Origin of the sequence: Streptomyces sp. WMMC500 (assembly GCF_027497195.1) — a bacterium.
In the GTDB taxonomy this organism is placed as follows: domain Bacteria; phylum Actinomycetota; class Actinomycetes; order Streptomycetales; family Streptomycetaceae; genus Streptomyces.
This window is the reverse complement of sequence record NZ_CP114905.1, coordinates 6,839,064-6,862,123: the sequence shown is the minus strand read 5'-3', so window position 1 is coordinate 6,862,123 and position 23,060 is coordinate 6,839,064. Positions and strand designations below refer to the sequence as shown.

26 protein-coding genes are annotated in these 23,060 nt (G+C 74.8%); 12 read left to right on the top strand and 14 right to left on the bottom strand.

Annotated elements, in window-relative coordinates; translation table 11 throughout:
• Positions 1-45 precede the first annotated feature (45 nt).
• The 6 genes from O7599_RS29560 (at position 46) to O7599_RS29535 (ending at position 8,095) form a co-directional block, all read left to right on the top strand.
• The gene (locus O7599_RS29560; RefSeq protein ID WP_281618657.1) at positions 46-1,374 is read left to right on the top strand and encodes a prenyltransferase/squalene oxidase repeat-containing protein; all 1,329 of its coding nucleotides are present in this window, start codon (positions 46-48) and stop codon (positions 1,372-1,374) included.
• Positions 1,371-2,120 (top strand): SCO2322 family protein, encoded by a 750-nt coding sequence (locus O7599_RS29555; RefSeq protein ID WP_281618656.1) that lies wholly within the window; start codon positions 1,371-1,373, stop codon positions 2,118-2,120. The genes O7599_RS29560 and O7599_RS29555 overlap by 4 nt, the downstream gene beginning before the upstream one ends.
• Complete coding sequence (locus O7599_RS29550; RefSeq protein WP_281618655.1) at positions 2,117-3,538, top strand: CbiQ family ECF transporter T component; 1,422 nt, start codon at positions 2,117-2,119, stop codon at positions 3,536-3,538. The genes O7599_RS29555 and O7599_RS29550 overlap by 4 nt, the downstream gene beginning before the upstream one ends.
• Positions 3,535-5,445 (top strand): ABC transporter ATP-binding protein, encoded by a 1,911-nt coding sequence (locus tag O7599_RS29545; RefSeq protein ID WP_281618654.1) that lies wholly within the window; start codon positions 3,535-3,537, stop codon positions 5,443-5,445. Before O7599_RS29550 ends, O7599_RS29545 begins: the two co-directional genes overlap by 4 nt.
• Positions 5,446-5,762: 317 nt before the next feature.
• The gene (locus tag O7599_RS29540) at positions 5,763-6,518 is read left to right on the top strand and encodes an ECF transporter S component (RefSeq protein WP_281623568.1); all 756 of its coding nucleotides are present in this window, start codon (positions 5,763-5,765) and stop codon (positions 6,516-6,518) included.
• 47 nt (positions 6,519-6,565) lie between these two features.
• Positions 6,566-8,095, top strand: a complete 1,530-nt coding sequence (locus O7599_RS29535; protein WP_281618653.1) for a UDP-N-acetylglucosamine 1-carboxyvinyltransferase — start codon at positions 6,566-6,568, stop codon at positions 8,093-8,095.
• 70 nt (positions 8,096-8,165) lie between these two features.
• Here the strand turns inward: O7599_RS29535 and O7599_RS29530 are convergent, their stop codons facing one another.
• Positions 8,166-9,014 (bottom strand): AraC family ligand binding domain-containing protein, encoded by an 849-nt coding sequence (locus O7599_RS29530; protein WP_281618652.1) that lies wholly within the window; start codon positions 9,012-9,014, stop codon positions 8,166-8,168.
• A 54-nt stretch (positions 9,015-9,068) separates the two neighbouring features.
• Between O7599_RS29530 and O7599_RS29525 the strand changes: the two genes are divergently transcribed.
• A complete protein-coding gene (locus tag O7599_RS29525) occupies positions 9,069-9,479 on the top strand; it encodes a DUF2000 domain-containing protein (RefSeq protein ID WP_281618651.1) in 411 nt (136 codons plus the stop codon).
• Between the two features lie 251 nt (positions 9,480-9,730).
• Here the strand turns inward: O7599_RS29525 and O7599_RS29520 are convergent, their stop codons facing one another.
• Genes O7599_RS29520 through wrbA form a run of 5 tightly spaced genes read right to left on the bottom strand, consistent with a single transcriptional unit; the run spans position 9,731 to position 13,707 of the window.
• A complete protein-coding gene (locus O7599_RS29520; protein WP_281618650.1) occupies positions 9,731-10,315 on the bottom strand; it encodes a histidine phosphatase family protein in 585 nt (194 codons plus the stop codon).
• A 25-nt stretch (positions 10,316-10,340) separates the two neighbouring features.
• Positions 10,341-11,237 carry an NAD(P)-binding domain-containing protein gene (locus O7599_RS29515; RefSeq protein WP_281618649.1) on the bottom strand — a complete coding sequence of 299 codons (897 nt, stop codon included), beginning with the start codon at positions 11,235-11,237 and terminating at the stop codon, positions 10,341-10,343.
• 48 nt (positions 11,238-11,285) lie between these two features.
• On the bottom strand, positions 11,286-12,458 hold the full coding sequence (locus O7599_RS29510) for an MFS transporter (protein WP_281618648.1): 1,173 nt from the start codon (positions 12,456-12,458) through the stop codon (positions 11,286-11,288).
• Between the two features lie 56 nt (positions 12,459-12,514).
• Entirely contained in the window at positions 12,515-13,030 is a 516-nt protein-coding gene (locus O7599_RS29505) for a cupin domain-containing protein (RefSeq protein WP_281618647.1), read from the bottom strand.
• Between the two features lie 47 nt (positions 13,031-13,077).
• Entirely contained in the window at positions 13,078-13,707 is a 630-nt protein-coding gene (gene wrbA, locus O7599_RS29500; protein WP_281618646.1) for an NAD(P)H:quinone oxidoreductase, read from the bottom strand.
• A gap of 95 nt (positions 13,708-13,802) precedes the next feature.
• Between wrbA and O7599_RS29495 the strand changes: the two genes are divergently transcribed.
• Together O7599_RS29495 and O7599_RS29490 are read left to right on the top strand one after the other, a co-directional pair.
• Positions 13,803-14,264, top strand: coding sequence for a MarR family transcriptional regulator (locus tag O7599_RS29495; RefSeq protein ID WP_281618645.1), 462 nt, complete (start codon positions 13,803-13,805; stop codon positions 14,262-14,264).
• Between the two features lie 91 nt (positions 14,265-14,355).
• Complete coding sequence (locus O7599_RS29490) at positions 14,356-14,706, top strand: antibiotic biosynthesis monooxygenase (RefSeq protein WP_281618644.1); 351 nt, start codon at positions 14,356-14,358, stop codon at positions 14,704-14,706.
• A gap of 234 nt (positions 14,707-14,940) precedes the next feature.
• Here O7599_RS29490 and O7599_RS29485 read toward each other — a convergent pair whose 3' ends face one another.
• The 3 genes from O7599_RS29485 to O7599_RS29475 form a co-directional block, all read right to left on the bottom strand.
• A complete protein-coding gene (locus O7599_RS29485) occupies positions 14,941-15,573 on the bottom strand; it encodes a hypothetical protein (RefSeq protein WP_281618643.1) in 633 nt (210 codons plus the stop codon).
• Positions 15,570-16,313, bottom strand: coding sequence for a hypothetical protein (locus O7599_RS29480; RefSeq protein WP_281618642.1), 744 nt, complete (start codon positions 16,311-16,313; stop codon positions 15,570-15,572). Before O7599_RS29480 ends, O7599_RS29485 begins: the two co-directional genes overlap by 4 nt.
• 104 nt (positions 16,314-16,417) lie before the next feature.
• Complete coding sequence (locus tag O7599_RS29475) at positions 16,418-17,080, bottom strand: HNH endonuclease family protein (protein ID WP_281618641.1); 663 nt, start codon at positions 17,078-17,080, stop codon at positions 16,418-16,420.
• 186 nt (positions 17,081-17,266) lie between these two features.
• Between O7599_RS29475 and O7599_RS29470 the strand changes: the two genes are divergently transcribed.
• Both O7599_RS29470 and O7599_RS29465 read left to right on the top strand, forming a co-directional pair.
• A complete protein-coding gene (locus tag O7599_RS29470; protein WP_281618640.1) occupies positions 17,267-18,106 on the top strand; it encodes an ABC transporter permease in 840 nt (279 codons plus the stop codon).
• A 192-nt stretch (positions 18,107-18,298) separates the two neighbouring features.
• Positions 18,299-18,880 (top strand): TMEM165/GDT1 family protein, encoded by a 582-nt coding sequence (locus O7599_RS29465; protein WP_281618639.1) that lies wholly within the window; start codon positions 18,299-18,301, stop codon positions 18,878-18,880.
• Positions 18,881-18,928: 48 nt separating this feature from the next.
• Here O7599_RS29465 and O7599_RS29460 read toward each other — a convergent pair whose 3' ends face one another.
• From O7599_RS29460 to O7599_RS29450, 3 genes are all read right to left on the bottom strand, one after another.
• Positions 18,929-19,591, bottom strand: coding sequence for an HAD-IA family hydrolase (locus O7599_RS29460; RefSeq protein WP_281618638.1), 663 nt, complete (start codon positions 19,589-19,591; stop codon positions 18,929-18,931).
• 369 nt (positions 19,592-19,960) lie between these two features.
• The gene (locus O7599_RS29455; RefSeq protein ID WP_281618637.1) at positions 19,961-20,566 is read right to left on the bottom strand and encodes a dihydrofolate reductase family protein; all 606 of its coding nucleotides are present in this window, start codon (positions 20,564-20,566) and stop codon (positions 19,961-19,963) included.
• A 118-nt stretch (positions 20,567-20,684) separates the two neighbouring features.
• The gene (locus O7599_RS29450; RefSeq protein WP_281618636.1) at positions 20,685-21,158 is read right to left on the bottom strand and encodes a nitroreductase family deazaflavin-dependent oxidoreductase; all 474 of its coding nucleotides are present in this window, start codon (positions 21,156-21,158) and stop codon (positions 20,685-20,687) included.
• A 177-nt stretch (positions 21,159-21,335) separates the two neighbouring features.
• On the opposite strand from O7599_RS29450, the gene O7599_RS29445 reads away from it, so the two are divergent.
• The gene (locus tag O7599_RS29445; RefSeq protein ID WP_281618635.1) at positions 21,336-21,875 is read left to right on the top strand and encodes a hypothetical protein; all 540 of its coding nucleotides are present in this window, start codon (positions 21,336-21,338) and stop codon (positions 21,873-21,875) included.
• A 7-nt stretch (positions 21,876-21,882) separates the two neighbouring features.
• On the opposite strand, the gene O7599_RS29440 is transcribed toward O7599_RS29445, so the two are convergent.
• Together O7599_RS29440 and O7599_RS29435 are read right to left on the bottom strand one after the other, a co-directional pair.
• Entirely contained in the window at positions 21,883-22,374 is a 492-nt protein-coding gene (locus O7599_RS29440; RefSeq protein WP_281618634.1) for a DUF6069 family protein, read from the bottom strand.
• Positions 22,371-22,997 carry a TetR/AcrR family transcriptional regulator gene (locus O7599_RS29435; protein WP_281618633.1) on the bottom strand — a complete coding sequence of 209 codons (627 nt, stop codon included), beginning with the start codon at positions 22,995-22,997 and terminating at the stop codon, positions 22,371-22,373. The genes O7599_RS29440 and O7599_RS29435 overlap by 4 nt, the downstream gene beginning before the upstream one ends.
• Positions 22,998-23,060: the final 63 nt, after the last annotated feature.

Sequence of the window (23,060 nt, the reverse complement as noted above, 5' to 3'; positions counted from 1 at the left end):
GCCGGCTGTGCCGGCCGCCCCGTCACGAAAGGCCCCCGCTCCGCCATGGCTCCCATAGGCCGGACCGCCGCCCGCGGCACGCGCGCCGCACTCGCCGCCGCCGTGCTGCTGCCCCTGACCGTCGCCGGCTCGGCGACCGCGACGGCGGCCCCGGCCGCCCCCGCGCAGACCGCGCCGCAGACCGCATCGCACGTTGCCTCGCACGCCGCACCCGCGCAGAAGAAGCTCCCCGAGGGGCTGTACGGCACCGCGGACCCCAAGTTCGACGGCGTCTGGCGGCAGTCGCTGGCCATCCTCGCCCAGCGCACCCAGGGGTTGCGCCCGGCGCCCGCGGCGGTCGCCTTCCTCACCGGCCAGCAGTGCGCGGACGGCGGCTTCGCCGCGTACCGCGCGGATGTCGCCAAGCCCTGCGACGAGGCCACCGAGGACACCAACGCCACCGCGGCGGCGGTGCAGGCGCTGACCGCGGCGGGCGGGGAGCACCAGGCGATCGACAAGGGCGTGGCCTGGCTGAAGAAGATCCAGAACGAGGACGGCGGCTGGGGCTTCAACCCCGGCGGCCCCACGGACGCCAACTCCACCGCGGTCGTCGTCGGCGCGCTGGCCGCGGTCGGCCAGCGGCCGGAGCGGACGACGGCCGACGGCGGCAATCCGTACGACGCGCTGGCGGCGCTGCAACTCGGCTGCGACGCGAAGAAGGCGGAGCGGGGGGCGTACGCGTACCAGCCGGAGGAGGACGGCGCGCTGTTCCCCAACGACTACGCCACCGCCGCCGCCGTCCTCGCCGGCACGGGCAACGGCCTCGGGTTCAGCCTGGCGGAGGACGGTGCGGGGAACGGCAAGGACGAGCCGGTCGAGGCGGGAGCCTGCACGAAGGACCCGTCGCCCGCGCAGGCGGCGGAGGCGGGCGCGGCGTACCTGGCGCAGAAGCTCGCGGCCGGCGACGCCCACCTTCCGGCGATGACCGGCGACGGTCCCGACCACAACGCCACCGCGGTCGCCGCCCTCGCGCTGGCCGCCGGCGGCCACGCCAGCGCGGCGCGCGAGCCGTACGGCTGGCTGGAGCGCGACAAGAGCACCCTGGCCTGGTCGAAGGAGAACCCCGCGGCCCTGGCCACCCTCATCCTCGCCGCCGCCGCGGTCGACGCCGACCCGAGCGCCTTCGCCGGCGACACGGACCTGGTGGCCCGCCTCAACGCCACAGGACCGCAGCCGACGGCGGAGAAGCCGGTGGCGGACACCGCGGCGGCGGACGAGGAGTCGTCGGACGACGACGGCCCGGGCGTGGCGACGTGGACGCTGCTGGGCGTGGGCCTCGCGGCGGGTGCGGGCATCGGGCTGCTGGTGAGCGCCCGCAGAAAGAAGAGCGCATGACCCGCGCCGCCGCGCCGCGCAGGGGACGGCCGGCGCCGCGAAGGGCCGTACGGCGGGCGCTCGTCGGCGGTGCCGCGGGTGCGCTGCTGGCCCTCGGGGTGGCCGCGCCCGCGGCGCAGGCCGGGCCGGCGGCGGACGGGTACCGGTACTGGTCCTTCTGGGACCGGGACGGTGACGCGTGGGTCTACGCGACGAAAGGCCCCGGGATCGAGCGGCCCGCGGACGGCGACGTGCACGGCGTGCGGTTCGCCGTCAGCGAGGAGTCCGGCGGCGGGCCGCGCCCCCGCGGGGCGGCCGGCTTCGCCGCCATCTGCGGCGGCACCGAGCCCGGCGACGGCGGCAAACGCGTCGCCCTCGTCCTCGACTTCGGCACCGCGGCGCACGCCCCCGACGGCCAGACGCCGCCCCCCGCCCGTACGGAGTGCGCCTCGGTCCCCGAGGACGCCACCCTCGGCGACGCCCTCGCCGCCGTCGCGGAGCCGCTGCGCTACGACTCCGACGGCCTGCTCTGCGCCATCGACGGCTACCCGCGCACCGGCTGCGCCGAGCCGGCCTCCGGCAGCGGGGGCGGCGACGGCGACGCGGGGGGCGAGCCGCGCGCCGAGATCACCGTCGACGCCGTCCCGGCCGACGAAGCCGCCGACGACGGCGACTCCGGCCCGTCCACGGGCACGGTCGGCGGCATCGCCGTGGTCGCGGTCCTCGCCGGCCTCGCGGTCTGGCAGTTGCGCCGCCGCCGCACATGACCCCCGCCGCCCCCGACCGCCCCGACCGCCCGCGCGCCACCGAGGCGCGGGGCACGCCCGCGGCGGCGGCCGACGGCCCCGGCGCGGGGGACCCCCGGTCCCGTACCGCCCCGGCGGACACCCCCGCCGCACCGCCGGCCCTCGGGAGTGACGCGGCAGACCGCGAAGCCACCGCGCCGACCACGGCCGGCGCCCCGCCGCCCGCCGGCCGGCGGCACAAGCCGGTCCACCCCGCCGCCGCCCCCGGCGTCCCCGGCGCCCTGCGGCCACCGCTCGCCGACCGCGCCAACGCCCTGCACGCCGGGGCCTGGTGGCTGTGGGCACTCGGGCTCGCCACCGCCGCCTCCCGTACCACCAACCCCCTTCTCCTCGCCCTCCTCGTCGCCGTCGCCGGCTACGTCGTCGCCGCCCGCCGCACCGACGCGCCGTGGGCCCGCTCCTACGGCCTCTTCCTCAAGCTCGGCCTCCTCGTCATCGTCATCCGCCTCCTCTTCGCGACGTTCCTCGGCTCGCCGATCCCCGGCACCCACACGCTCTTCACCCTCCCCGAAGTCCCCCTCCCCGAGTGGGCGCAGGGCGTCCGCCTCGGCGGCCGGGTCACCGCCGAGCAGCTCACGTTCGCCTTCTACGACGGCATGAAGCTCGCCGCGCTCCTCATCTGCGTCGGCGCCGCCAACGCCCTCGCCAACCCCGCCCGCCTGCTGAAGTCCCTGCCCGCAGCGCTGTACGAGCTCGGCGTCGCCGTCGTCGTCGCGATGACCTTCGCCCCGCACTTCGTCGCCGACGTCGCCCGGCTGCGCCGCGCCCGCCGGCTGCGCGGCCGGGACGACCGCGGGCCGCGGGCGCTCCTCCAGGTCGGGCTGCCCGTGCTGGAGGGCGCGTTGGAGCGTTCGGTGGCGCTGGCCGCCGCGATGGACGCCCGCGGCTACGGCCGTACGGCCGAACTCCCCCGCGCCGTCCGGGTCACCACCGCGGCGCTGACCCTCGGCGGGCTCCTCGGCGTCTGCGCCGGCGCGTACGGGCTGCTCGCCGCCTCCGGCGCGGGCTACGGAGCGCCCGTGCTGGCGCTCGGCGCCGCCGCCGCGGCCGGCGGACTGTGGCTCGGCGGGCGCCGCGCGGTGCGCAGCCGCTACCGGCCCGACCGCTTCGGCCCGCGCGCCTGGCTGGTCGCGGCCTCCGGCGCGGCCGTCGGGGGCCTGATGATCTACGCCAACTCGTACGGGCCCGACGCCCTGCACCCCACGGTCGTCCCGCTGACCGCGCCCGGGCTGCCGCTGTGGCCGGCCGCGAGCTGCCTGCTCGGCCTGCTGCCGGCGCTCGTCGCGCCCGTACCGCGGCGGCCGGGCCCGGCCCGGCAAGCACAGCGGGCTCAGAAAGAACTGCCGTATCCGAGAACCGCCGAGGAGACCGCCCAGTGATCCGTTTCGAGGACGTGTCCGTCGTCTACGACGGCGCCGCGGAGCCCGCGATCCGGGGCGTGGACCTGACCGTCCCCGAGGGCGAACTCGCGCTGCTCGTCGGCCCTTCGGGAGTCGGCAAGTCGACACTGCTGAACGCCGTCTGCGGGCTCGTGCCCCACTTCACCGGCGGCACCCTCCGCGGCCGCGTCACCGTCGACGGCCGCGACACGCGCACGCACCCGCCGCGCGAACTGGCCGACGTCGTCGGCACGGTGGGCCAGGACCCGCTGGCCCACTTCGTCACCGACACCGTCGAGGACGAACTCGCGTACGGCATGGAGTCGCTGGGCCTGCCGCGCGACACGATGCGGCGGCGGGTGGAGGAGACGCTCGACCTGCTGGGCCTCACCGAACTGCGCGACCGGCCGATCGCCTCGCTCTCCGGCGGCCAGCAGCAGCGGGTGGCGATCGGCTCGGTGCTGACGCCGCACCCGCGCGTGCTGGTCCTGGACGAGCCGACGTCGGCGCTGGACCCGGCGGCGGCGGAGGAGGTGCTGGCGGTGCTGCAGCGGCTGGTGCACGACCTGGGTACGACGGTGCTGCTGGCGGAGCACCGGCTGGAGCGGGTGGTGCAGTACGCGGACCAGGTCATCGTCCTGCCGTCCCCGGGCGCGGCGCCGGCGGCGGGCGCGCCGGCGGAGATGATGGCGGTCTCGCCGGTACGGCCGCCGGTGGTCGCGCTCGGCCGGCTGGCGGGCTGGTCCCCGCTGCCGCTGACCGTACGGGACGCGCGGCGGCGCGCGGCGCCGCTGCGGGAGCGCCTGGTCGGCCTGGCGCCGGGAACGCCGGGCGGGCTGCCGGGGCCGGGCGGGGCGCCGACCCGTACGCCGTCCGCCGACGCGCCTGTGTCCGCTCCTTCGCCCGCGCCCGAGTCCCCGCCCACGACCGCGACCGCGCCCACCGGTCTCCCGGTGCCGGCCCCTACACCGCCCGCCGACGCACCCGAGTCCACGACCGCGCCCCCGCCCGCCGGTCTCCCGGCCCCGGCCCCTCTCTCCCCCGGGCCCGACGCCGCCCGCCCGCCGGCCGCGGACCGGGCCCCCGCACCGGCACCGGCCCGGGCCGCCCTCGAACCCACCGCCGGCCCCGCCGCCGTCGCCGAGCGGCTCACCGTGCGCCGCGGGCGGGCCGACGTGCTGCGCGGGGTGTCGCTGTCCGTCGCGGGGGGTGAGACCGTCGCCGTCATGGGCCGCAACGGCGCCGGCAAGTCCACGCTGCTGGCCGCGTTCACCGGCATGCACCGGCCGGCCGCCGGGTCCGTACGGCTCGGGGACCTCGCGCCGCACCGCACCCGCCCGGCCGAACTCCTGCGGCACGCCGGGCTCGTACCGCAGGATCCGCGGGACCTGCTGTACGCGGACACCGTCGCCGCGGAGTGCGCCGCCGCCGACGGTGACGCGCGGGCCGCGGCGGGCACCTGCCGGGCCCTGGTCGCCGAGCTGCTGCCCGGCGTGCCGGACGACGCCCACCCGCGCGACCTGTCGGAGGGCCAGCGGCTCGCGCTCGCCCTCGCCGTGATCCTCACCGCCCGCCCCCGGCTGCTGCTGCTCGACGAGCCGACCCGCGGCCTCGACTACGCCGCGAAGGCCCGCCTCGTCGGCGTGCTGCGCGGGCTGGCGGCGGCGGGCCACGCCATCGTGCTGGCGACGCACGACGTGGAGCTGGCCGCCGAGCTGGCGCACCGGGTCGTGATCCTGGCGGACGGCGAGGTGGTCGCCGACGGGCCGACCGCCGAGGTCGTCGTCGCCTCGCCGTCGTTCGCACCGCAGGTGGCGAAGATCCTGAGCCCGGCGGGCGAGCCGGCGGAGGGTACGACGTGGCTGACGGTCAGCCAGGTCCGGCACGCGCTGGAGGCGGCGGCATGAGCGCGGACGAGCCCGGCAGCGCGCCCGCGGGCGACGCCGGCGTACCCGGCGGCGCGCACCAGAACGCCGACGCCGCGAACCGGGAAGGCGCGCGCGCCCCGGCCACCGACGCCACCGACGCCACCGACGCCACCGACGCCACCGACGCAGACAACTCCGGCAAGCCGGACGCGAGCCGCCCGCAGGACGACACCCCGCCCGAAGACCCCGCGCGCCCCACCCCCCGCCGCACGAGCAGCAACTCCGCGCGCCCCACCCCGCTCCGCCGGCCGCAGGCCCTCCGCGCCGTCCGCCTCGGTCCCGTCTCCGCCGCCGCCCTGCTCCTCGTCTCCGCCATCGGCGGCGCCGCCTTCGGCTGGCCGCTGCTCGCCGCCCCCGACTCCGGCCTCGCCCACTCCGGCGACGCCCCCTGGCTCTTCGCCGCGCTCCTCCCGCTCCTCGTCGCCGTGGTCGGCGCGACCATCGCCGACTCCGGACTCGACGCCAAGGCCGTCGCCATGCTCGGCGTGCTGGCCGCCGTGGGCGCCGCACTGCGGCCCCTGGGGGCCGGGACGGCGGGGATCGAACCGATGTTCTTCCTCATGGTGCTCTCCGGCCGCGTGCTGGGGCCGGGCTTCGGGTTCGTCCTCGGGGCCGTGACGATGTTCGCGTCCGCCCTGCTCACGGGCGGGGTCGGGCCCTGGATGCCGTTCCAGATGCTGGCCATGGGCTGGGTCGCCATGGGCGCCGGGCTGCTGCCGGGGGCGGAGCGGCTGCGGGGGCGGCGGGAGTTGTGGCTGCTTGCCTCGTATGGAGCAATCGCCTCGGTTCTCTACGGCACGATCATGAACCTCCAGGGGTGGCCGTATCTGAGCGGCATGTCGTCGGGCGTGTCGTTCGTGGCGGGCGACCCGCTGCCGGAGAACCTCGCCCGGTTCGTCGCGTACTGCCTGGCCACCTCGCTGGGTTGGGACCTGCCGCGCGCGGTGGTGACCGCGGTCTGCACGCTCACGCTGGGCCGGGCCGTGCTGGCGGCGCTGCGCCGGGCCACCCGAAAGGCCGCATTCGATACACCAGTCACATTCAGGACGTGAACCCCCTGAATGCGCGTACATCTCATATGTGAGATAGCGTCAAAGTCATGGCAGACGACTACCTCGAGCGCATCGGCAGACTCATCCGTGACGCCCGGCAGCACCGGGGATGGTCGCAGAGTCAGCTCGCCGCCGCGCTGGGCACCAGTCAGAGTGCCGTCAACCGCATCGAGCGCGGTCACCAGAACATCAGCCTGGAGATGATCGCACGCATCGGCGAGGCGCTGGACAGCGAGATCGTCGCCCTGGGCACCGCGGGACCGATGCATCTGCGGGTCCGCGGAGGCCGCCGGCTGTCCGGCGCACTCGACGTGAAGACCAGCAAGAACGCCTGCGTCGCGCTGCTGTGCGCCACCCTGCTGAACTCCGGGCGCACGGTGCTGCGCCGGGTGGCGCGGATCGAGGAGGTCTTCCGCATCCTGGAGGTGCTGAACAGCATCGGCGTGCGGACCCGCTGGATCAACGACGGCGCCGACCTGGAGGTCGTACCGCCGGCCGAGCTGGACCTCGACTCCATGGACCACGACGCGGCGCGCCGCACCCGCAGCGTGATCATGTTCCTCGGCCCGCTGCTGCACCGCACGGAGCGCTTCAAACTCCCGTACGCGGGCGGCTGCGACCTCGGCACCAGGACCGTACAGCCGCACATGGCCGTGCTGCGCCGCTTCGGCCTGGACGTGACGGCGACCGAGGGCGTCTACCACTGCGAGGTCGTCCCGGACGCCGCCCCCGACCGGGCCATCGTGCTGACCGAGCGCGGCGACACCGTGACCGAGAACGCGCTGCTGGCCGCCGCCCGGCACCCCGGCGTGACCATGATCCGCAACGCCAGCTCCAACTACATGGTCCAGGACCTGTGCTTCTTCCTGGACCACCTGGGCGTGCGCGTGGACGGCGTGGGCACCACCACGCTGCGCGTGCACGGCGTGCCGGACATCGACCGGGACGTCGACTTCTCCCCCTCCGAGGACCCGGTGGAGGCGATGAGCCTGCTGGCGGCGGCGGTCGTCACGTCGTCGGAACTGACGGTGCGCCGGGCGCCGGTGGAGTTCCTGGAGATCGAGCTGTCGGTGCTGGAGGAGATGGGCCTCGACCTCGACCGCACCCCGGAGTACACCGCCGACAACGGCCGTACGCGGCTGGTGGATCTGACCGTACGCCCCTCGAAGCTGCAGGCGCCGATCGACAAGATCCACCCGATGCCGTTCCCCGGCGTCAACATCGACAACGTCCCGTTCTTCGCGGCCATCGCCGCCTCCGCCCAGGGCTCGACCCTCATCCACGACTGGGTCTACGACAACCGGGCCATCTACCTCACGGAACTGACCCGCCTGGGCGCCGGCGTCAAGCTCCTCGACCCGCACCGCGTCCTGGTCGAGGGCCCGACGCGCTGGCGCGAGACGGAGATGATGTGCCCGCCGGCGCTGCGCCCCGCGGTGGTGGTGCTGCTGGGGATGATGGCGGCGGAAGGCACGTCGGTGCTCCGCAACGTCTACGTCATCAACCGCGGCTACGAGTCCCTCGCCGACCGCCTCAACTCGGTGGGCGCCCGCATCGAAACCTTCCGCGACATCTGACTCCGGTACCTCTGCCGCGAGGGCCGGGCACGTCGAGGGGCGCGGGTGTGCTCCCGCGGTGACTCCGGGCTCACCGCCGCCGGGCGGCGTGGGCGAACTCGCCGGGTGTGATGCCGTAGCTGCGGACGAACCAGCGGTGCAGGTGGCTCTGGTCCGCGAAGCCCGCCGCCGCGGCGGCCTCGGCGCCGCTCTCCCCCGCCGTCAGGCGGCGGCGTGCGTCGCGGAGGCGGAGGAGGCGCTGGAGGTCACTGGGGGACATGCCGTACTCCGCCTGGAACGCCCGGTACAGCGCGTAGCGGCTGCAGCCCGCCGCCGCCGCCAGCTCCGCCGCCGGGACCTCCTCGGCGAAGCGCTCCCGGAGCACCGCCCGCGCCCGTCGCGCGGCGCCGGACCGGGGGCCGCCGGGGCGCAGCGTGCGGGCGCGCGGCGGGGCCGTCGACGCGCGGCGGACCATCGCCGTCACGGCGGCGGTCAGCCGTTCGTCGCGTACCAGCGGGCCCGCGTCCTCCGTGAGCGCGGCGTGCAGCCGCAGCAGGGCGCGCCACAGCGGCGGGTCGCGGTGCACGGGGTCGGTGAACAGCGGGAGGGCGACCGGGGCGCCCGGGCGCGTGCCGGCGTCAGCGAGGACTTCCCTGACGACGTCGGGGCCGATGTGCACCATCCGGTACGTGAACCCCAGCTCGGTCGCCGACTCGCCGTCGTGCGGGTCGTCGGGGTTGAAGGCCATGACGAGGCCCGCGGCGGAGGTGTGCGAGCCGCCGCGGCAGACGAAACGCTGGGCGCCGGTCTCGGTGAGGCCGAAGGAGTACGCGTCGTGGCTGTGGCGGTGGAAGACGTGCTCCTCGAAGTGGGCGCGCATGGCCTCGACCGGCCGCTGCGCGTCCCGCCAGTAGGAAACCCAGTCGCTCACGCCCTCCATGGTGCCGCACGAGCGTTCAAGACCGGCGCGGCCCGGGCGGGGGACGCTGGCGGCATGCGCTTCGAGACCAAGATCGCCGTGATCGTACGGCACGACCTGGCCGCCTGGCAGCGGCTGAACGTCACCGCCTTCCTGTGCAGCGGCGTCGCCCACGCCGCCGACGACGTCATGGGCAAGCCGTACGAGGACGCCTCAGGCAACACCTACCTGCCGATGTTCCGCGAGCCCGTCCTCGTCTTCGCCGCCGACGCCGCCGGCCTGACCCGCACGCACACCCGCGCCCTCTCCCGCGGCCTGGCCACCGCCGTCTACACCGACGAGCTGTTCGCCACGGGCAACGACGACGACAACCGCGCCGCCGTGCGCGACGTCGCCGCCGACGACCTGACCCTGGCCGGGCTCGCGGTCTACGGGCCGAGGAACGCCGTCGACCGCACGGTCAAGGGCCTGTCCCTGCACACCTGAGCCACGCCCCCCGCGCCGGCGGCTCAGATGCGGACCACGATCCTGCCGGCCGTCCCGATGACGGTGGCGCCCCGGGCCACCGCGCGCTGGGCGGGCTGAAGTGGTCGCCACGACAGAACCTCACGATCGCGTCAGGTACAAGCCGGGCGCAAGGCGACCCGGTCCCCCCGGCAGTCGGTTTGCACGGAGTCCCGGGAACCCGGCAGCCCTCCGGCGCCTGACATGGCGGTGCCCACGGTGGGATGCGCGCGTCACCGAGGGTGGGCAGGGGCGTCGCCGGGGCGGGCGGCGCCCCAGCCTGCGGGGAGCGTGTAGTACCAGCCCGCCTGCCAGGCGAAGGGTTCCCCGAGCAGGTCGTGCAGGGACGCCCCCGTGAGGAGGCAGTCCAGCGCCCACCGGTTCGCCGTGTGGGCGATCAGCAGGATGCGGGTGCCGTTCCACTGCCGGGCCAGATCGCGGAGCAAGGCGTCGGTGGCGGCCAGGACCTGCCGGTAGCTCTGGCCGCCGGGGAAGGGGGTGTCGATGTGCCGGGTGCGCCAGGCGGCGAGGAGGCGGGCCGGGTGCCCGTTGAGGTCGCCGTAGTCGCACTCGCGCAGGCGGCGGTCCCGGTGGATCGGGGGCCGGCCGTCCGGGAAGGCGAGACGGGCGGTTTCCACGGCGCGGTGCAGGTCGGAGGTGAACACGGCGGCGATGTCCTGGCCACGGCGCCGTTCGCCGAGTTCGCGGGCCTCGCGGCGGCCCCGGGCGGAGAGGCGGCCCGGCAGCCGGCCGGTGGCGATGCCGGCCTCGTTGTCCGTGGTGGTGGCGTGGGTCTCGTAGACGATCTCTACGGTCATGGCGCGTCGGAGGCGGGGGCAGACGTCACGATCGCCCGGCGAGCAGCTCGAACAGGCTGGAGAATCCCTGTGCGCCGTGCCCGCCCGCGATGCGGCGCTCCATCAGCTCCTTCACCTCCCGCATCCGCACCGCCTCCACGCCGACGGATTCGCGGTGGCCGATCATGTCGTCCATCAGCGCGGCCTGGACGTCGAGCGAGCCGAGGTCCGGGGGGTGGTCGCCGGTCCTGACCGCCTTGCCCATCGAGGTCAGCAGCGGGGGGTAGGCCGCCGCGGAGCCGGCGATCCGCTCGGCGAACTCCGCCACGTCGCCTCCTTCCGCCTGCACGAGGCGGAGCACGTGCAGAAAACCGATGAGAAGTTCGTACGCGACCGCAACCTGGGCCATGAACTCCACGGCGGCCATGCCGGCATCCGTGCCGTGGTAGGCGATGCTGCCGAGCACCTGCAGCGTCTGCTCGTGGGTGGCGAAGGCGCTGCGGGATCCGCTGAACGGGAGCACGACATGCGGCGTGCCCACGTAGGGCGGATCACCCATGATCTTGCCGTCGAGGTACTCGGCGCCGTGCTCGTTCGCCCAGCGCTCGTTCGCCCGCGCCTGTCCGGGGGAGCCGCTGGTGAGGTTCACCAGCACCTTGCCCGCGACCGCGGCCTCGACCGAACCCATGACCTCGTCGACGGCCGTGCCGTCGAGCAGGCAGATCACGACGAGCGGGCTCGCCGCGACTCCCTCGGTGGCCGTCGCGGCCACCGTGGCGCCGGCAGCGGCCAGGGGGGCGCTCTTGCTCGCGGTCCTGTTCCAGCCCGTCGTGCGATACCCGTGGTCGAGGAAGACCCTGGTGATCGCCGATCCCATGTCGCCGAGACCGAGCACGGTGATACGGCCTGCCGTACCGGCAGGACGGTGGTTTGCCTGCGTCATGACGTTCCTTTCCTTGCCGGACCCCCGAGCCGGGGTGTCGGCCGTGCGTCACGAAGTGGTCGTCGTCGCGATGGCGGGCCCGAAGGCGGCGCCGAGGAGAAAGCACACACTGAACAGGCCCAGGGCGGTGGCCCGGGCGGAGAGGGGCACGGCAGCCGCCGCGCGGTGGCCGAGTGCTCCCTGGCCGGTGGAGGCGGCCAGGGAGCCGAGCAGCATCCCCGCGAAGAGCAGCGGGGTCGCAGAGCCGCCGCACGTGATCGACAGGAGTGCCGCGGCGGCTCCGGCGGCCAGCGATCCCGTCAGTAGCGGCCAGCGCAGGCGTACGGACGCCGCGACGAGCGCGGCGGAAACCGCACCGCCGGTCACATAGGGGATCAGCAGTGCGACGCCGAGTTCTGCGGGACTCCAGCCGGTCTGCGTCGCCAGCAGATCCGGCGCCGCGTAGACGATGCCGAAGTTCACCACCGCCAGCGCGAACGCCAGCCCGGCGGCAGCCGAGAAGCGGCGCGAGCCGAGGACCGCGGCCGGGACGAACCCTCCGGGCAGGCGGCGGACGTGCCGGGACAGTACGACCGCGAGCACCGCCGCCGCACCGCCGGCCCACAGCGGGAACCGGGGTACGAGCACCAGCGCGGTCAGCGCGGCCACGAACAGAAACGCTCCCCGTGAATCGAACCGTTGCGCATCCGGCGGCCAGGACACGGCGGCGGTGCTCCGCAGCACCGCGGGCACGGCGGGCAGGCTCAGCAGCGGCATCACCAGCGCCGCCTGCCAGGACAGCGCCGCGGTCACCGCGGTGCCGACGAGCGGCGCGGCGGCGCCGAAGACCGCCAGCGAGGCGGTGACCAGTCCCATGGCGCGCGCTGACCGGGTGAGGCTGAGCGCCGCCACGGTCATGCCGGCGGCGCCCAGCGCCATCAGGGCCATCCCGGCGACCAGGACCGGCAACCGTGGGATGCCGAGGACGAGGAGGGCGCCCGCCACGACGAGCAGCACATGGGTGCGGAGCGCCGCGCGCACCCCGCGCCGGGTCTGCAGCACACCGGCAACCGGCGTTCCGACCGCGATTCCCCAGCCGAAGGCGGTGACCAGCGCCGTCGCGGAGACGCGGGAGACACCGAGATCGTGTGCCACCTCGGGCAGCACCAGCGCGGGGCCGGTGATCCCGAACGACAGCGGCCCGGCCAGGAGCGCGAGCCACGCGGGCCGCACGGCCCGCATGGCGGCGCGGCGTGCGGGACGCCCCGGCCGGCTGTCGTGGCGTTGCCGAGCCCGGGTCATCTGACCGGCCTGCCCTTGAGGGCCTCCCGCCAGACGGGGCTGTCCACGTAGTGGTTGTCGAAGCGCTGCTGCGACCGCGCGATCTCCGCGGGGTCCGCCTCGCCGCTGTTCACCCTGTCCAGCAGCCGGTAGTAGTCGAAGCGGTCCATGCCGGGCGTGAACACCACCAGCACCTCGGCGTCGGCATCCGGTGCCGGCGCGAAGGCGTGCGTCAGCCGGGGCGGGGCAAGGAAGGTGTCGCCCTCGTACAGGGTCAGCACCCGGTCACCGGCGAGCACCCGCAACGAACCGTCCAGCACGAACAGCATCTCGGCCGCCTTGGTGTGGAAGTGCGGGGGCGCTCCGTCGACGCCCCGTCGAAGGGTGGCCCTGTTGCTGGTCAGCGCTCCACCGGTGGCATCCGAGTCGGTCAGCAGGGTGACGAGGCTGCCGGGGCCGTGTGTCAGCACTTCGGCGTCGGACGCCCGGACCAGCACGAGCTCTGCGGGCGCAGGGGGAGTCCCGGCGGACACGAGTGGGGCCCCTCCTTCGCTCGGCGCCGACTGCGTACCGTCGGGCGTCACGCGGCGGCCGGCTCGGCCGGTGCAGCCTTGACCGAGGCGGCGAACCTCAGCACCCGCTCCGTCTGCACGCGGGCGGCGGCGCGGGTGGTGTCGTCGACGGCGTGGGTGCCGCCGTGGTCGCAGTGGGAGGTTCCGTAGGGGTTTCCGTCGGACCACTTGTCGGGGTGGGTGTAGCCGGGCGGGACGATCACCCCGCCGAGGTGGACGAAGGTGTGGGAGAGGGCGAGCAGTGTCGTCTCGTGGCCGCCGTGCGCGGTACCGGTGGAGGTGAAGCCGCTGTAGACCTTGTCGGAGAGCAGCCCTCGCCGCCAGGGCTCGCTCAGGGTGTCCACGAACTGCTTGAGCTGCGAGGAGACGTTGCCGAACCGGGTCGGCGACCCCATGAGCACCGCGTCTGCCCAGACGAGGTCGTCGGGGACGGCCTCCGGGACGTCGGCGGTGGCGGCCGCGTGGGCCGCCCACGCAGGATTGGACTCGATCGCCGACCGGGGCGCGAGTTCGGGGACACGGCGCAGCCGTACCTCGGCTCCCGCCTTTCCGGCGCAGTCGGCCATCTCCTGGGCGATCGTGGCGATCGTTCCGGTGGCCGAGTAGTAGACGATGGTGAGGTTCACGGGCTGGTTCACGGACTACTCCTGTGCGGTGAGTGCCGGGTTCTGCCGGGAACCATATAGTCAATATTAGTGACAGTCAAGATTAGTGACTACCAGGGGTGTGGTGAGTGAGCCGCAGCGCACGCAAGGAAATCGAGCCCGACCTGGGCATCCTGGCCGGACGAGTGCTGCTCTCCGTCCAGCGCGAGGTCGTCGAGACCCTCGCGGCCCAGGGCCACGAGCGGATCCGGCCCAAACACGGGGCGGTGCTGGCCTACCTGGACGCCGAGGGCAGCCGTGCCACCGAACTCGCCCAGCGCTCCGGCCAGCACAAGCAGGTCATCGGAACGCTCGTCGACGAACTGATCGACCTCGGCTACGTCCGCCGGGAACCCGACCCGGACGACCGCAGGGCCAAGCTGATCGTCCCCACCGAGCTCGGGCTCGATCAGATGAACCGGTCCGACGAACTCCTGGCCCTGATCGAACGGCGGCTGGCCGCCGTCGTGGGCGAGCAGGCGTACGCCGACTTCAAGCACACGTTCCAGGAGATCGCCACGCTGCGGCAGCAGGCCGGGCAAGGCGGCTGAGGAGACCCTGCGGCGCTTACGCTGGCGGCGGAGAAGACGGCGCGTGCGGCGTTCCCGAGGCGGACGCGCCCCGTCGGCTGAGAGGTGACCTGTGCCCAGCGTGGTGAAGATCAACGCCCTGACCGTTCCCGCCGAGCAGCGGGAGGAGCTGGAGAAGCGCTTCGCGGCCCGCGCCGGCCTGGTGGAGGGCGCGGACGGCTTCGAGTGGTTCGAGCTGCTGCGCCCGCTGGAGGGGTCGGACCGGTATCTCGTCTACACCCGCTGGCGCAGCGAGGAGGACTTCCAGAGGTGGCGGGAGGGTTCGATGAAGGCCGCGCACGGCGGGGGCGGGGGCGGTGCGGGCGGCGAGGGCGAGCAGCGGCGGCCGGCGGCGACGGACTCGGAGCTCTGGACGTTCGAGGTGGTGCAGCAGGCGGGCCGCACGGACGGCGGGGAGGCGTGAGGGTCCGGAGCCGAGTGGCGCTTCCGGCGGAGTGACGGCACCACGCGGGCTTCGTCGCGGGTGGCTGAGGGCTGCGCGGCCTGTGAGGGGAACGAACTACGGGGCGCGGCCGGGCCGTTCATGAACCCCGGGCCCGGCGGTGCCGGGCCCGGGGTGTGACTGCCGCGGGCACCCCGAGGTGGGTGGCCGGTCGGGGTGGCCGGTCGGGTGGCCCCAGGGGCCCGCGGCAGCGCCTTACAACGCCAGCAGCCGCTCCGCGAGGTCGCGGCAGTCGCGGAGGGCGAGGCGCAGGCGCTCGGTCTCCGCGTCCGCGGTGCCGTCGGTGCCGCCGCCGCGGCGGGCCGCGCGGGTCAGGTCGCGGCAGGCGTCACGGCGCTCCGCGAGGAGCGCGGCGATCCGCCGGCCGACCTCGTCGAGGACGACGCCGGCGTCGTCGAGGGCGGCGGGCGGGTTGTCCACGAAGCGGCCGGTCGCGCGCTGCAGCCGGTCTCCCAGTTCGTCCCGTTCGGACGCATCGAGGAGCTGCCGTCCCCCGTCGCGGCCGGGGTCCGCGGACGCCGGCGCCCATGGGGACGCCGGAGTCGACGCGGACGCCGGGGTCCGGGGGGCGGGGGCCACGGGGTCCGCGACCGCCACCGGGTCGGCGGCCACGGTTTCCGCGGCGGCTGCCTCGTCGGTCGTCGCGGGGCCGCCGTGCGCCGGGTCGGCCTTGGCCGGGCCGACCTTCGATGGCTCGCCCTTCGATGGCTCGCGCGGCTCCGTGCCGTCCGGCGCCGGCGCACCCGGGGCCTCGGTCTCCGGCTGCAGCCGCCCGGCGACGCCGGGCTGCCGGTCCAGCGCTCCGTCGCGTTCCCTCGCGCCCTTCACGGCGTGGTCCCGCCCGGCCCGTGGCCACGGCGCATCGCCCGCGGCGCGTGCACCCGGTCCGCCAGCCGGCGGCCGAAGCCGCGCTCGCCGGCGGGCTGCGCCGCCTTCCCGGCCGGATCCGGGGCCGCGGGCGCCGTCGGCGCCGCCGGCGCCTTCGGGAGCGTGGCGGTGGCGGCCGGTCGGCCGGCCAGCTCCTTGTACAGCTCCCGGGTGCGCAGCAGCGCCGTGCGGGCCTCCTCGGTGGGCGGCTCCTCGCCGCCCCGGCGGGAGTCGCGCTGGGCGAGCAGGTGCAGCCGGCGGTAGTCGCCGACGTGCCGCGGGTGGTGGACGGACAGGGCCGAGACCCGCTCGTCGTACTCGTCCGCGGGGTAGCCGCAGTCTCCGGCGAGCCGGGCGATGAGCCGGTCTGCCTCGGCGGCGGCGTGGGCGGGCGAGTCGACGAAGTGCTCCTGGATCCGGCTCCATTCGGCGTCGTAGCGCTCGCGCGCCGCCGCGTCCGGCCGTACGGTCCGCAACTTGCCGTACATGCGGACGCGCTGGGCCAGGTCCTTCTCCGCGGCCTTGCGGTCGCCGTCGTAGCGCTCGACGGTACGGTCGTACTCCGGTCCGAAGCGCCGCCGCAGCCCTCGCGGGCCGCCGGACAGACCGGGGAGGGCCACGCCTCCACCGGCGCGCGTGTACACCAGGGCCGCGAGTGCGACGGCGGCCACGATCAGGATGATGATCAGCCACACAGTCATGCAGGGCGGTTAGCCCGTATCGCGGGCCGCAAACACGGGCGGTGCGCGGCGCGGGGGTTCCGCGCCGCGCCCGCGTGCCGCCGGAGCGGCGGGCGGTCAGGCCGTCAGCAGCCGGAAAGGACGGACTCCAGCGCGGACTTCTCCGCCTCGTCGGCCGTCAGGTTCCAGGTGTGCTTGACCCACACCCACATGCTCGCGTAGGTGCAGTGGTAGCCGGTCGACGGCGGCATCCACTCCGCCGGGTCCTGGTCGCTCTTGGACTGGTTGACGTTGTCGGTCACCGCGAGCAGTTGTGCGGTGTCGAGGTCGTTGGCGAACTGCTCGCGCTCGCCGGTGCTCCAGCCGCTGGCGCCGGAGCGCCAGGCTTCGGCGAGCGGCACCATGTGGTCGATGTCGACGTCGGAGGCGGCGGTCCAGGTCGCGCCGTCGTACGGCGAGTACCACGAACCGCTGACCGCGGCGCAGCTCGCGTCCTGCACGACGTTGTCGCCGTCCCGTTCGAGGACGACCTCGCGGGTGTTGCAGGCCCCGGACTGGGTGCTCCAGTGCGGGAAGAGGTCGCGGTCGTAGCCGTCGGAGGAGCCCTCGGGCGCGGTGGTGATCTCGCCGAGGTAGCCGAGGGCGGTGCTGGGGCTCGGCGGGGTGGGCGGTTCGGCCTGGGCGCTGGGTGCCGCGGTCAGCAGCAGCGCCGCGGCCGCGAGCGGCACGGCGAGGTGACGCGCGTAGACCTTCAGCCGCGACGCCCGCGGCAGGGAAATGCCGGACATACGAACTCCCGGATCTATGGGGGGTGTTGTGCCATGCACGTGGATCCTGGCGCTGCGAAGTGTCGTTTCTGCAGTCGCCAGGTAACACCATGAGGACATGGCCATGTCACGCACAAGACCGCGTGGCCCGTTCGCTCACCCCGCGCCCCCGGCGCCACCGCCCCGCAACCGGATTAAGCTCGGTCGGTGTTGCCCGTCAACGTCACCCTCGCGGCCGTGCTCACCGCCCTGTTGGCCGCCGCCGTCACCGTCGCCGCGCTCGCCCGGCTCGGCGAGGGACACGCACACGGGGACGGCGGCAGGAGCGCCAAGGGCGGCGGGGGCGGGAAGGGCCGTAAAACCCTCGGGGGCTCACCACACGCGCGCGCCATCGCCACCGCCGGCCTGCGCGCCGCCGCCCAACTCGCCGCCGTCTCCCTCGTCATCGGCTACGTCGTACACGCCGTGCCCCTCCTCCTCGCCTTCGTGGCCCTGATGTTCGCCGTCGCCACCTGGACCGCGGGCCACCGCATCACGCACAACCGCACCTGGCGCTGGGCCGCCGTGCCCATCGCCACCGGCGTCACCCCGGTCGTCGCCACGCTGCTGCTCACCGGTCTCGTCGCGGTCGACGACATCGCCCTCATCCCCGTCAGCGGCATCCTCATCGGCGGCGCGCTGACCGGCACCGTACTCGCGGGCCGCCGTGCGCTCGACGAGCTGACCGCCCGGCACGGCGAGGTGGAGGCGGCTCTCGCGCTCGGCTTCCTCGACCACGAGGCCCGGCTGGAGGTAGCCCGCCCGGCCGCCTCCGACGCCCTGATCCCCGGCCTCGACCAGACCCGCACCGTGGGCCTGGTCACCCTCCCCGGCGCGTACGTCGGCATGCTGCTGGGCGGCGCGTCGCCCGTCGAGGCCGGGGCGGTGCAGCTCTTCGTGCTGGTCGCGCTGATGGCCGTGCAGGCGGTCGCGGTCGCGGTGGTGCTGGAGCTGGTCGCCCGCGGCCGGGTGCATCGCCTAGACTCGGGGACGTCTGAAGGGGAGTAGCCCTCAGCCGGTGTCGTCGACATACTGCCCAGCCCGCTGGGCCGGCGCCCGGAGCGCGGAACCGTACGGCCGTCCGGCCGGAGGTCTCCGCGCCGGCGAGACCTTCGGCCGCAGTGTCCGTTGACGCTGCCGTGCCGAGGTCTGCCCCGCGCTTACGCTCTCGGTACGGCGCCCGACCGAGAGTGGGAACCCTTGCTCAGCCTCAGTACCGTCGCGATCGTCTTGGGCGTCGTCTTCCTCGCCGAACTCCCCGACAAGACCGCGCTCGCCGGCCTCATGCTCGGCACCCGCTACCGCGCCTCCTACGTCTTCGCCGGCGTCGCCGCCGCCTTCGTCGTCCACGTCGCTCTCGCCATCGCCGCGGGCAGCCTGCTCGCGCAGTTGCCGCAGCGGCCGGTGCAGGGCATCGTCGGCGCGCTGTTCCTGGCGGGCGCGCTGATCCTGCTGCTGAAGAAGGACGACGACGAGGAGGAGGTCAGGGCCCCGGCCGACCAGAGCTTCCTGAAGGTGGCGGGGGCAGGCTTCATGCTGATCCTGGTCGCCGAGTTCGGCGACCTGACGCAGATCATGACGGCGAACCTGGCGGCGCGGTACGACGACTGGCTGTCGGTCGGGATCGGGGCGGTGCTGGCGCTGTGGGCGGTGGCGGCGATCGGGATCCTGGGCGGAAGGACGCTGATGCGGTACGTACCGCTGAAGCTGATCACGAAGGTGGCGGCGGGGGTGATGCTGGTGCTGGCGGGCGTGAGCATCTACGAGGCGATCAGGGGCTGAGCGGACCGCCGCCCGGCGCGTCGGGCGGCGGTCCGCTCTCCGCGCCGCCTACGCGAGCGCCAGCCGCAGCGCGCCGCCGCCCAGCGGCCGGATCCGCACCCCCGCCAGCGACTCCACGTGCAGGTCCGTCCCCTCCGCCGCCGCCCGCGGCCCGACCCCCACCACCCGCATCCCGGCCGCCCGCGCCGCCGCGATACCGGCCGCCGCGTCCTCGAAGACGACGCAGTCGGCCGGTGCGAACCCCAGGTCGGCGGCCCCCTTGAGGAACCCCTCCGGGTCCGGCTTGCTGGCGCTCACGCACTCGGCGGTGATGGAGACCGCCGGCACCGGCAGCCCGGCGGCGGCCATCCGCGCCTGCGACAGCGCGCGGTCGGCGGACGTGACGAGCGCGTGCGGCAGCCCGGCCAGGGCCGCCATGAACTCCGGCGCACCGGGCACCGGCACGATGCCGTCGGTGTCGGCGGTCTCCCAGGCGAGCATGCGCGCGTTGTCGGCGAGGTTCTGCTCGACGGGCCGCTCGGGAAAGAGGTGCGCCATGGTGGCGTGCGCCTGCCGCCCGTGGGCGTGGCGCAGGATCTCCTCCGGATCCTTGCCGTTCTCGGCGGCCCAGCGGCGCCAGATGCGCTCGACGACGGCGTCGGAGTTGAGGAGCGTGCCGTCCATGTCGAGGAGCAGTGCCTTGAAGACACCTATGTCCGCGGGCCTGCCCATACGTAACCCCCAGGGGTGGAGACGGCGTTTGTTCCCCCACGATACAAAATCCGGCACCGCACGCCAAGCACCACTCCGGAGACGGCGGGCGCCGCAGTCCGGCCGGGTGGGAGAAAACCGCTTTCGAAGCACCCGGGAACCCCGCTGTCCGTAGGGACGACGACGCCGGAACGACGACCCGAACGGACACCATGAACACGCCCCCCGCCGAAGGCCACCCGCCCTCCGGCCGCCGCCGCGGCACTCCAGAAGCTCACGGACGGCCGGATCGCCGCCTTCGAGTACGGGGCCGGGTGCTGGCGGTGGTGACGGACTCGTTCACGCCCGGCGTGACGTACCCCTAGCTTTACCGACCGTGTCGGCTTGTCGTCACGCGGGGGCGGCGAGCGGCGGGTGCTCCAGCACGCGGGGCTTGTACTCGACCATCTGGATACGGCCGTCGAAGGTGCGGTGCTCGGTCATCTCGAGGGCGACGTCCGGATAGCCGTCGTAGATGCGTTCCGCGCCCGTGGCCCCGGTGATCACCGGGAACATCCCGACCCGGAAGCGGTCGACGAGTCCGGCTCGCAGCAGGGACCGGCACAGGCTGAGGCTGCCGATCGTGCTGAGGAGCCCCGAGCCACTCTCCTTCATGGCGCGGACCGTCTCGACGGCGTCGTCGCGGACGAGCGTGGTGTTCGCCCACGTCAGCGGCTCCTGGAGCGAGGAGGAGAACACCACCTTGGACGCTCGCGTGAGCTCGTCCACGGACGCCTCCTCCTCGGGCCTGAACTCGTCCTGGCCAACGGGGACCTCGCCGGCGGCGAAGCCGGACATCTGGCGGTAGGTGTTCGCTCCCATCAGGTAGGTGACCTCGGGCTGCTCGCCGAGCCATGCGAGGTACTCCGGGCCCTCCAGGCCCCAGAACCCGGGCCAGCCCTCTCCCGACGCGTAGCCGTCGAGGGAGGTGATGAAATCGACGAGAAGCTCCGACATGGCGGTGTCCTTTCCTGGGGTGTCACCAGCTTGGACCGGCCGGAAGCCACGAACTCATCGGCCGCGCCGTGGGGTCACGGGGAAACCCAGGACACCGCAACATCCCGGATCGGCACACCTAGCGCGGCGCGGGTGCCTGGCCGGGTGCGTCCAGCGGGGTGATCAGGACGACCGGGATCTCGCGGGCGGTCTTCCGCGCGAACTCCTCGTAGTGCGGAAGGATGCCCACCATCTGCTCCCAGAGCGCCGGCCGCTCGTCCGCGGAGGCGACCCGCGCACGCGCGGTGAACCGCCGGGTGCCGACCTGCACCCCGACGACGGGCTCCGCCACGAGGTTCAGGAACCACGCCGGGTCGACGTCGGCACCGCCCTTGGAGGCCACGACCACGTAGTCGTCGCCCGACGTCCCGTAGATCAGGGCGGTACGGCGAGGCATCCCGGTCCGCCGCCCGGTGGTGGCGAGCAGGAGCGTGTACGCCCCATCGCGCTGATGCCCCTCGGTGCCGCCCGAGGCGAGGTACGTACGGGTGTGCTCGGCGACCCAGTCCCACTGCGAGTCGGTGGCGCGGTCGAGGTCTGCTGCGGTGGCCATGTCGGTGTCCTTCCGGTCCGGGATCCGGCTACGGCCCCATCCGACCGCATCCACCCCGGGGACGCAGCCGCCACACCGATCTCGACATTCCCGGTCCCGCAATTTTCCGACCGGACGCAGGCGCCGGTGGCGGGGCACCCGGGACCCCACCCGGGCGGGCGGCGGTAGAACGCCGGTATGACCACATCGGACTCAACGGCCCGCCGCCCCGGGCTTTCCGCCGTACGCGGTGCCGCCGGGGCCGGCTGCGGGCTCCTGGCGCTCGCCGCGGTGCTGACCGGCTGCGGCTCCGACTCGGACGACGACGCCAAGGCCGCCGGGTCGGCCCCGCCCTCGCGCTCGGCCGAACCGTCGCCCGCCTCACCGACGCCCACGCCCGCGAAGTCGTCCCCGCCGCCGTCGCCGAGACCCGCGAAGCCGATGAAGCCGTCGACGCCCGCCGAGCTGGACGCCTGTACGGACGGAAGCTGCACGGTCGTCGTGACGAAGGGCACCGAGATCCCGGCGGCCCCCGGGCTGCGCGCGGGGCCGTTCTCGGTGACCGGCGTCGGCGCCGAGGGCGTGGACCTGACGTCCGTCGACGCGACCGGATTCAACTCCAGCCTGCTCGATCAGCGCCCCGACCAGGGCGGGGCCTCCACCATCAATGAGCTGTCCATCGCCGTGGTCTCCATCGCCGGGGACACCGCGAAGCTGCGGCTCTTCCCGGCGAAGTAGCGAGCGGTCATCCCCGGCCGCCGCGCGGCACTCCGGCGGAGCCGTCGCCGTCCGGTGCCGTACGCGGAGTGCGCCGCGTGCCGGGCATACGCGCCGTGCGCGCCCCCGGCGTCGCCGCCGCGGCGGTCGCGCGCAGGCCCGGGATCAGGACCGCCGCCACCGTCAGGTGCATCAGGGCGAGCGCCGTCCGGGTGCCGGCGGTCATGCCGTCGCCGGTCAACGGCAGGGCGGACAGGGCCAGTACGGTGACCGCCGCCCCGGTCCAGACAGCGCGGACGCGGCGTACCCCGCACCGTTCCAGGGCGGCCAGCAGCCCCCAGGCGGCGAGGGACGCGAGCAGCGCGATCAGCACCACCGCGACCGCGCCGATGTCGAGCGTCCGCTCGCCCTGGGCGATCCGCAGCCGGTACCCCAGCAGCGGGTCCGCGACCAGCCACACCAGGGCGGCCGCCGCGACCGTGAGGCCGGTGACCGCCCGGCGCCGGGCGCGCGCGCTCACTCGGCGCCGCCCGCGAGCGCACCGTGCAGGAAGATCTCCACCAGCTCCCGCGCGGTCGGCCCCGATTCGTCCTCCAGGTGCGGCTGGGTGAAGAGCAGCCCGAAGAAGAGGGCGGCCAGTTGCTCCGGCGGCCGGCGCAGCGTGGCCTCGTCGGGCCGGAGCAGGTCCGCGAGGGCCGCGCGGATGCGGGTGGTCGACTCGTCGCGGCCCGCGCCACGCACCGTGCCGGGGTGCTTGCCGCCGCGGTGCCCGGAGGCGAGCAGGGAGCCGGCGATCGCGCCCATCCGGTCCAGGTGCGCGCGGAGCGCCTCGACCGCGTCCGCGAGCCGGTCGGGCAGCGGCTGGGACGAGTCGATCGCGCCGAGTTCGCGGACCGCGTGCTCGGGCGAGAGCGCCTCCGCCAGGCAGGCTTGCAGCAGCTCGTCCTTGTCGGCGAAGACCCGGAAGATCGTGCCCTCGCCGATGCCCGCGGCACGGGCGATCTTCGCCGTGGTCACGGCAGCGCCGAACTCGGCGACCAGCGGGATCGCGGTCTGGATGATCATCGCCCGCCGCTGCTCCGGCGACATGCCGGGGGCGCGGCGGCGGGCGGGGGCGGTCTGGTTCTCCTTGGGTGCCGTCATGACACGATCGTACGGAGTGAGTCCTCACTCCGTCAATGAGTGAGGACTCACTCCGAGCCTCTG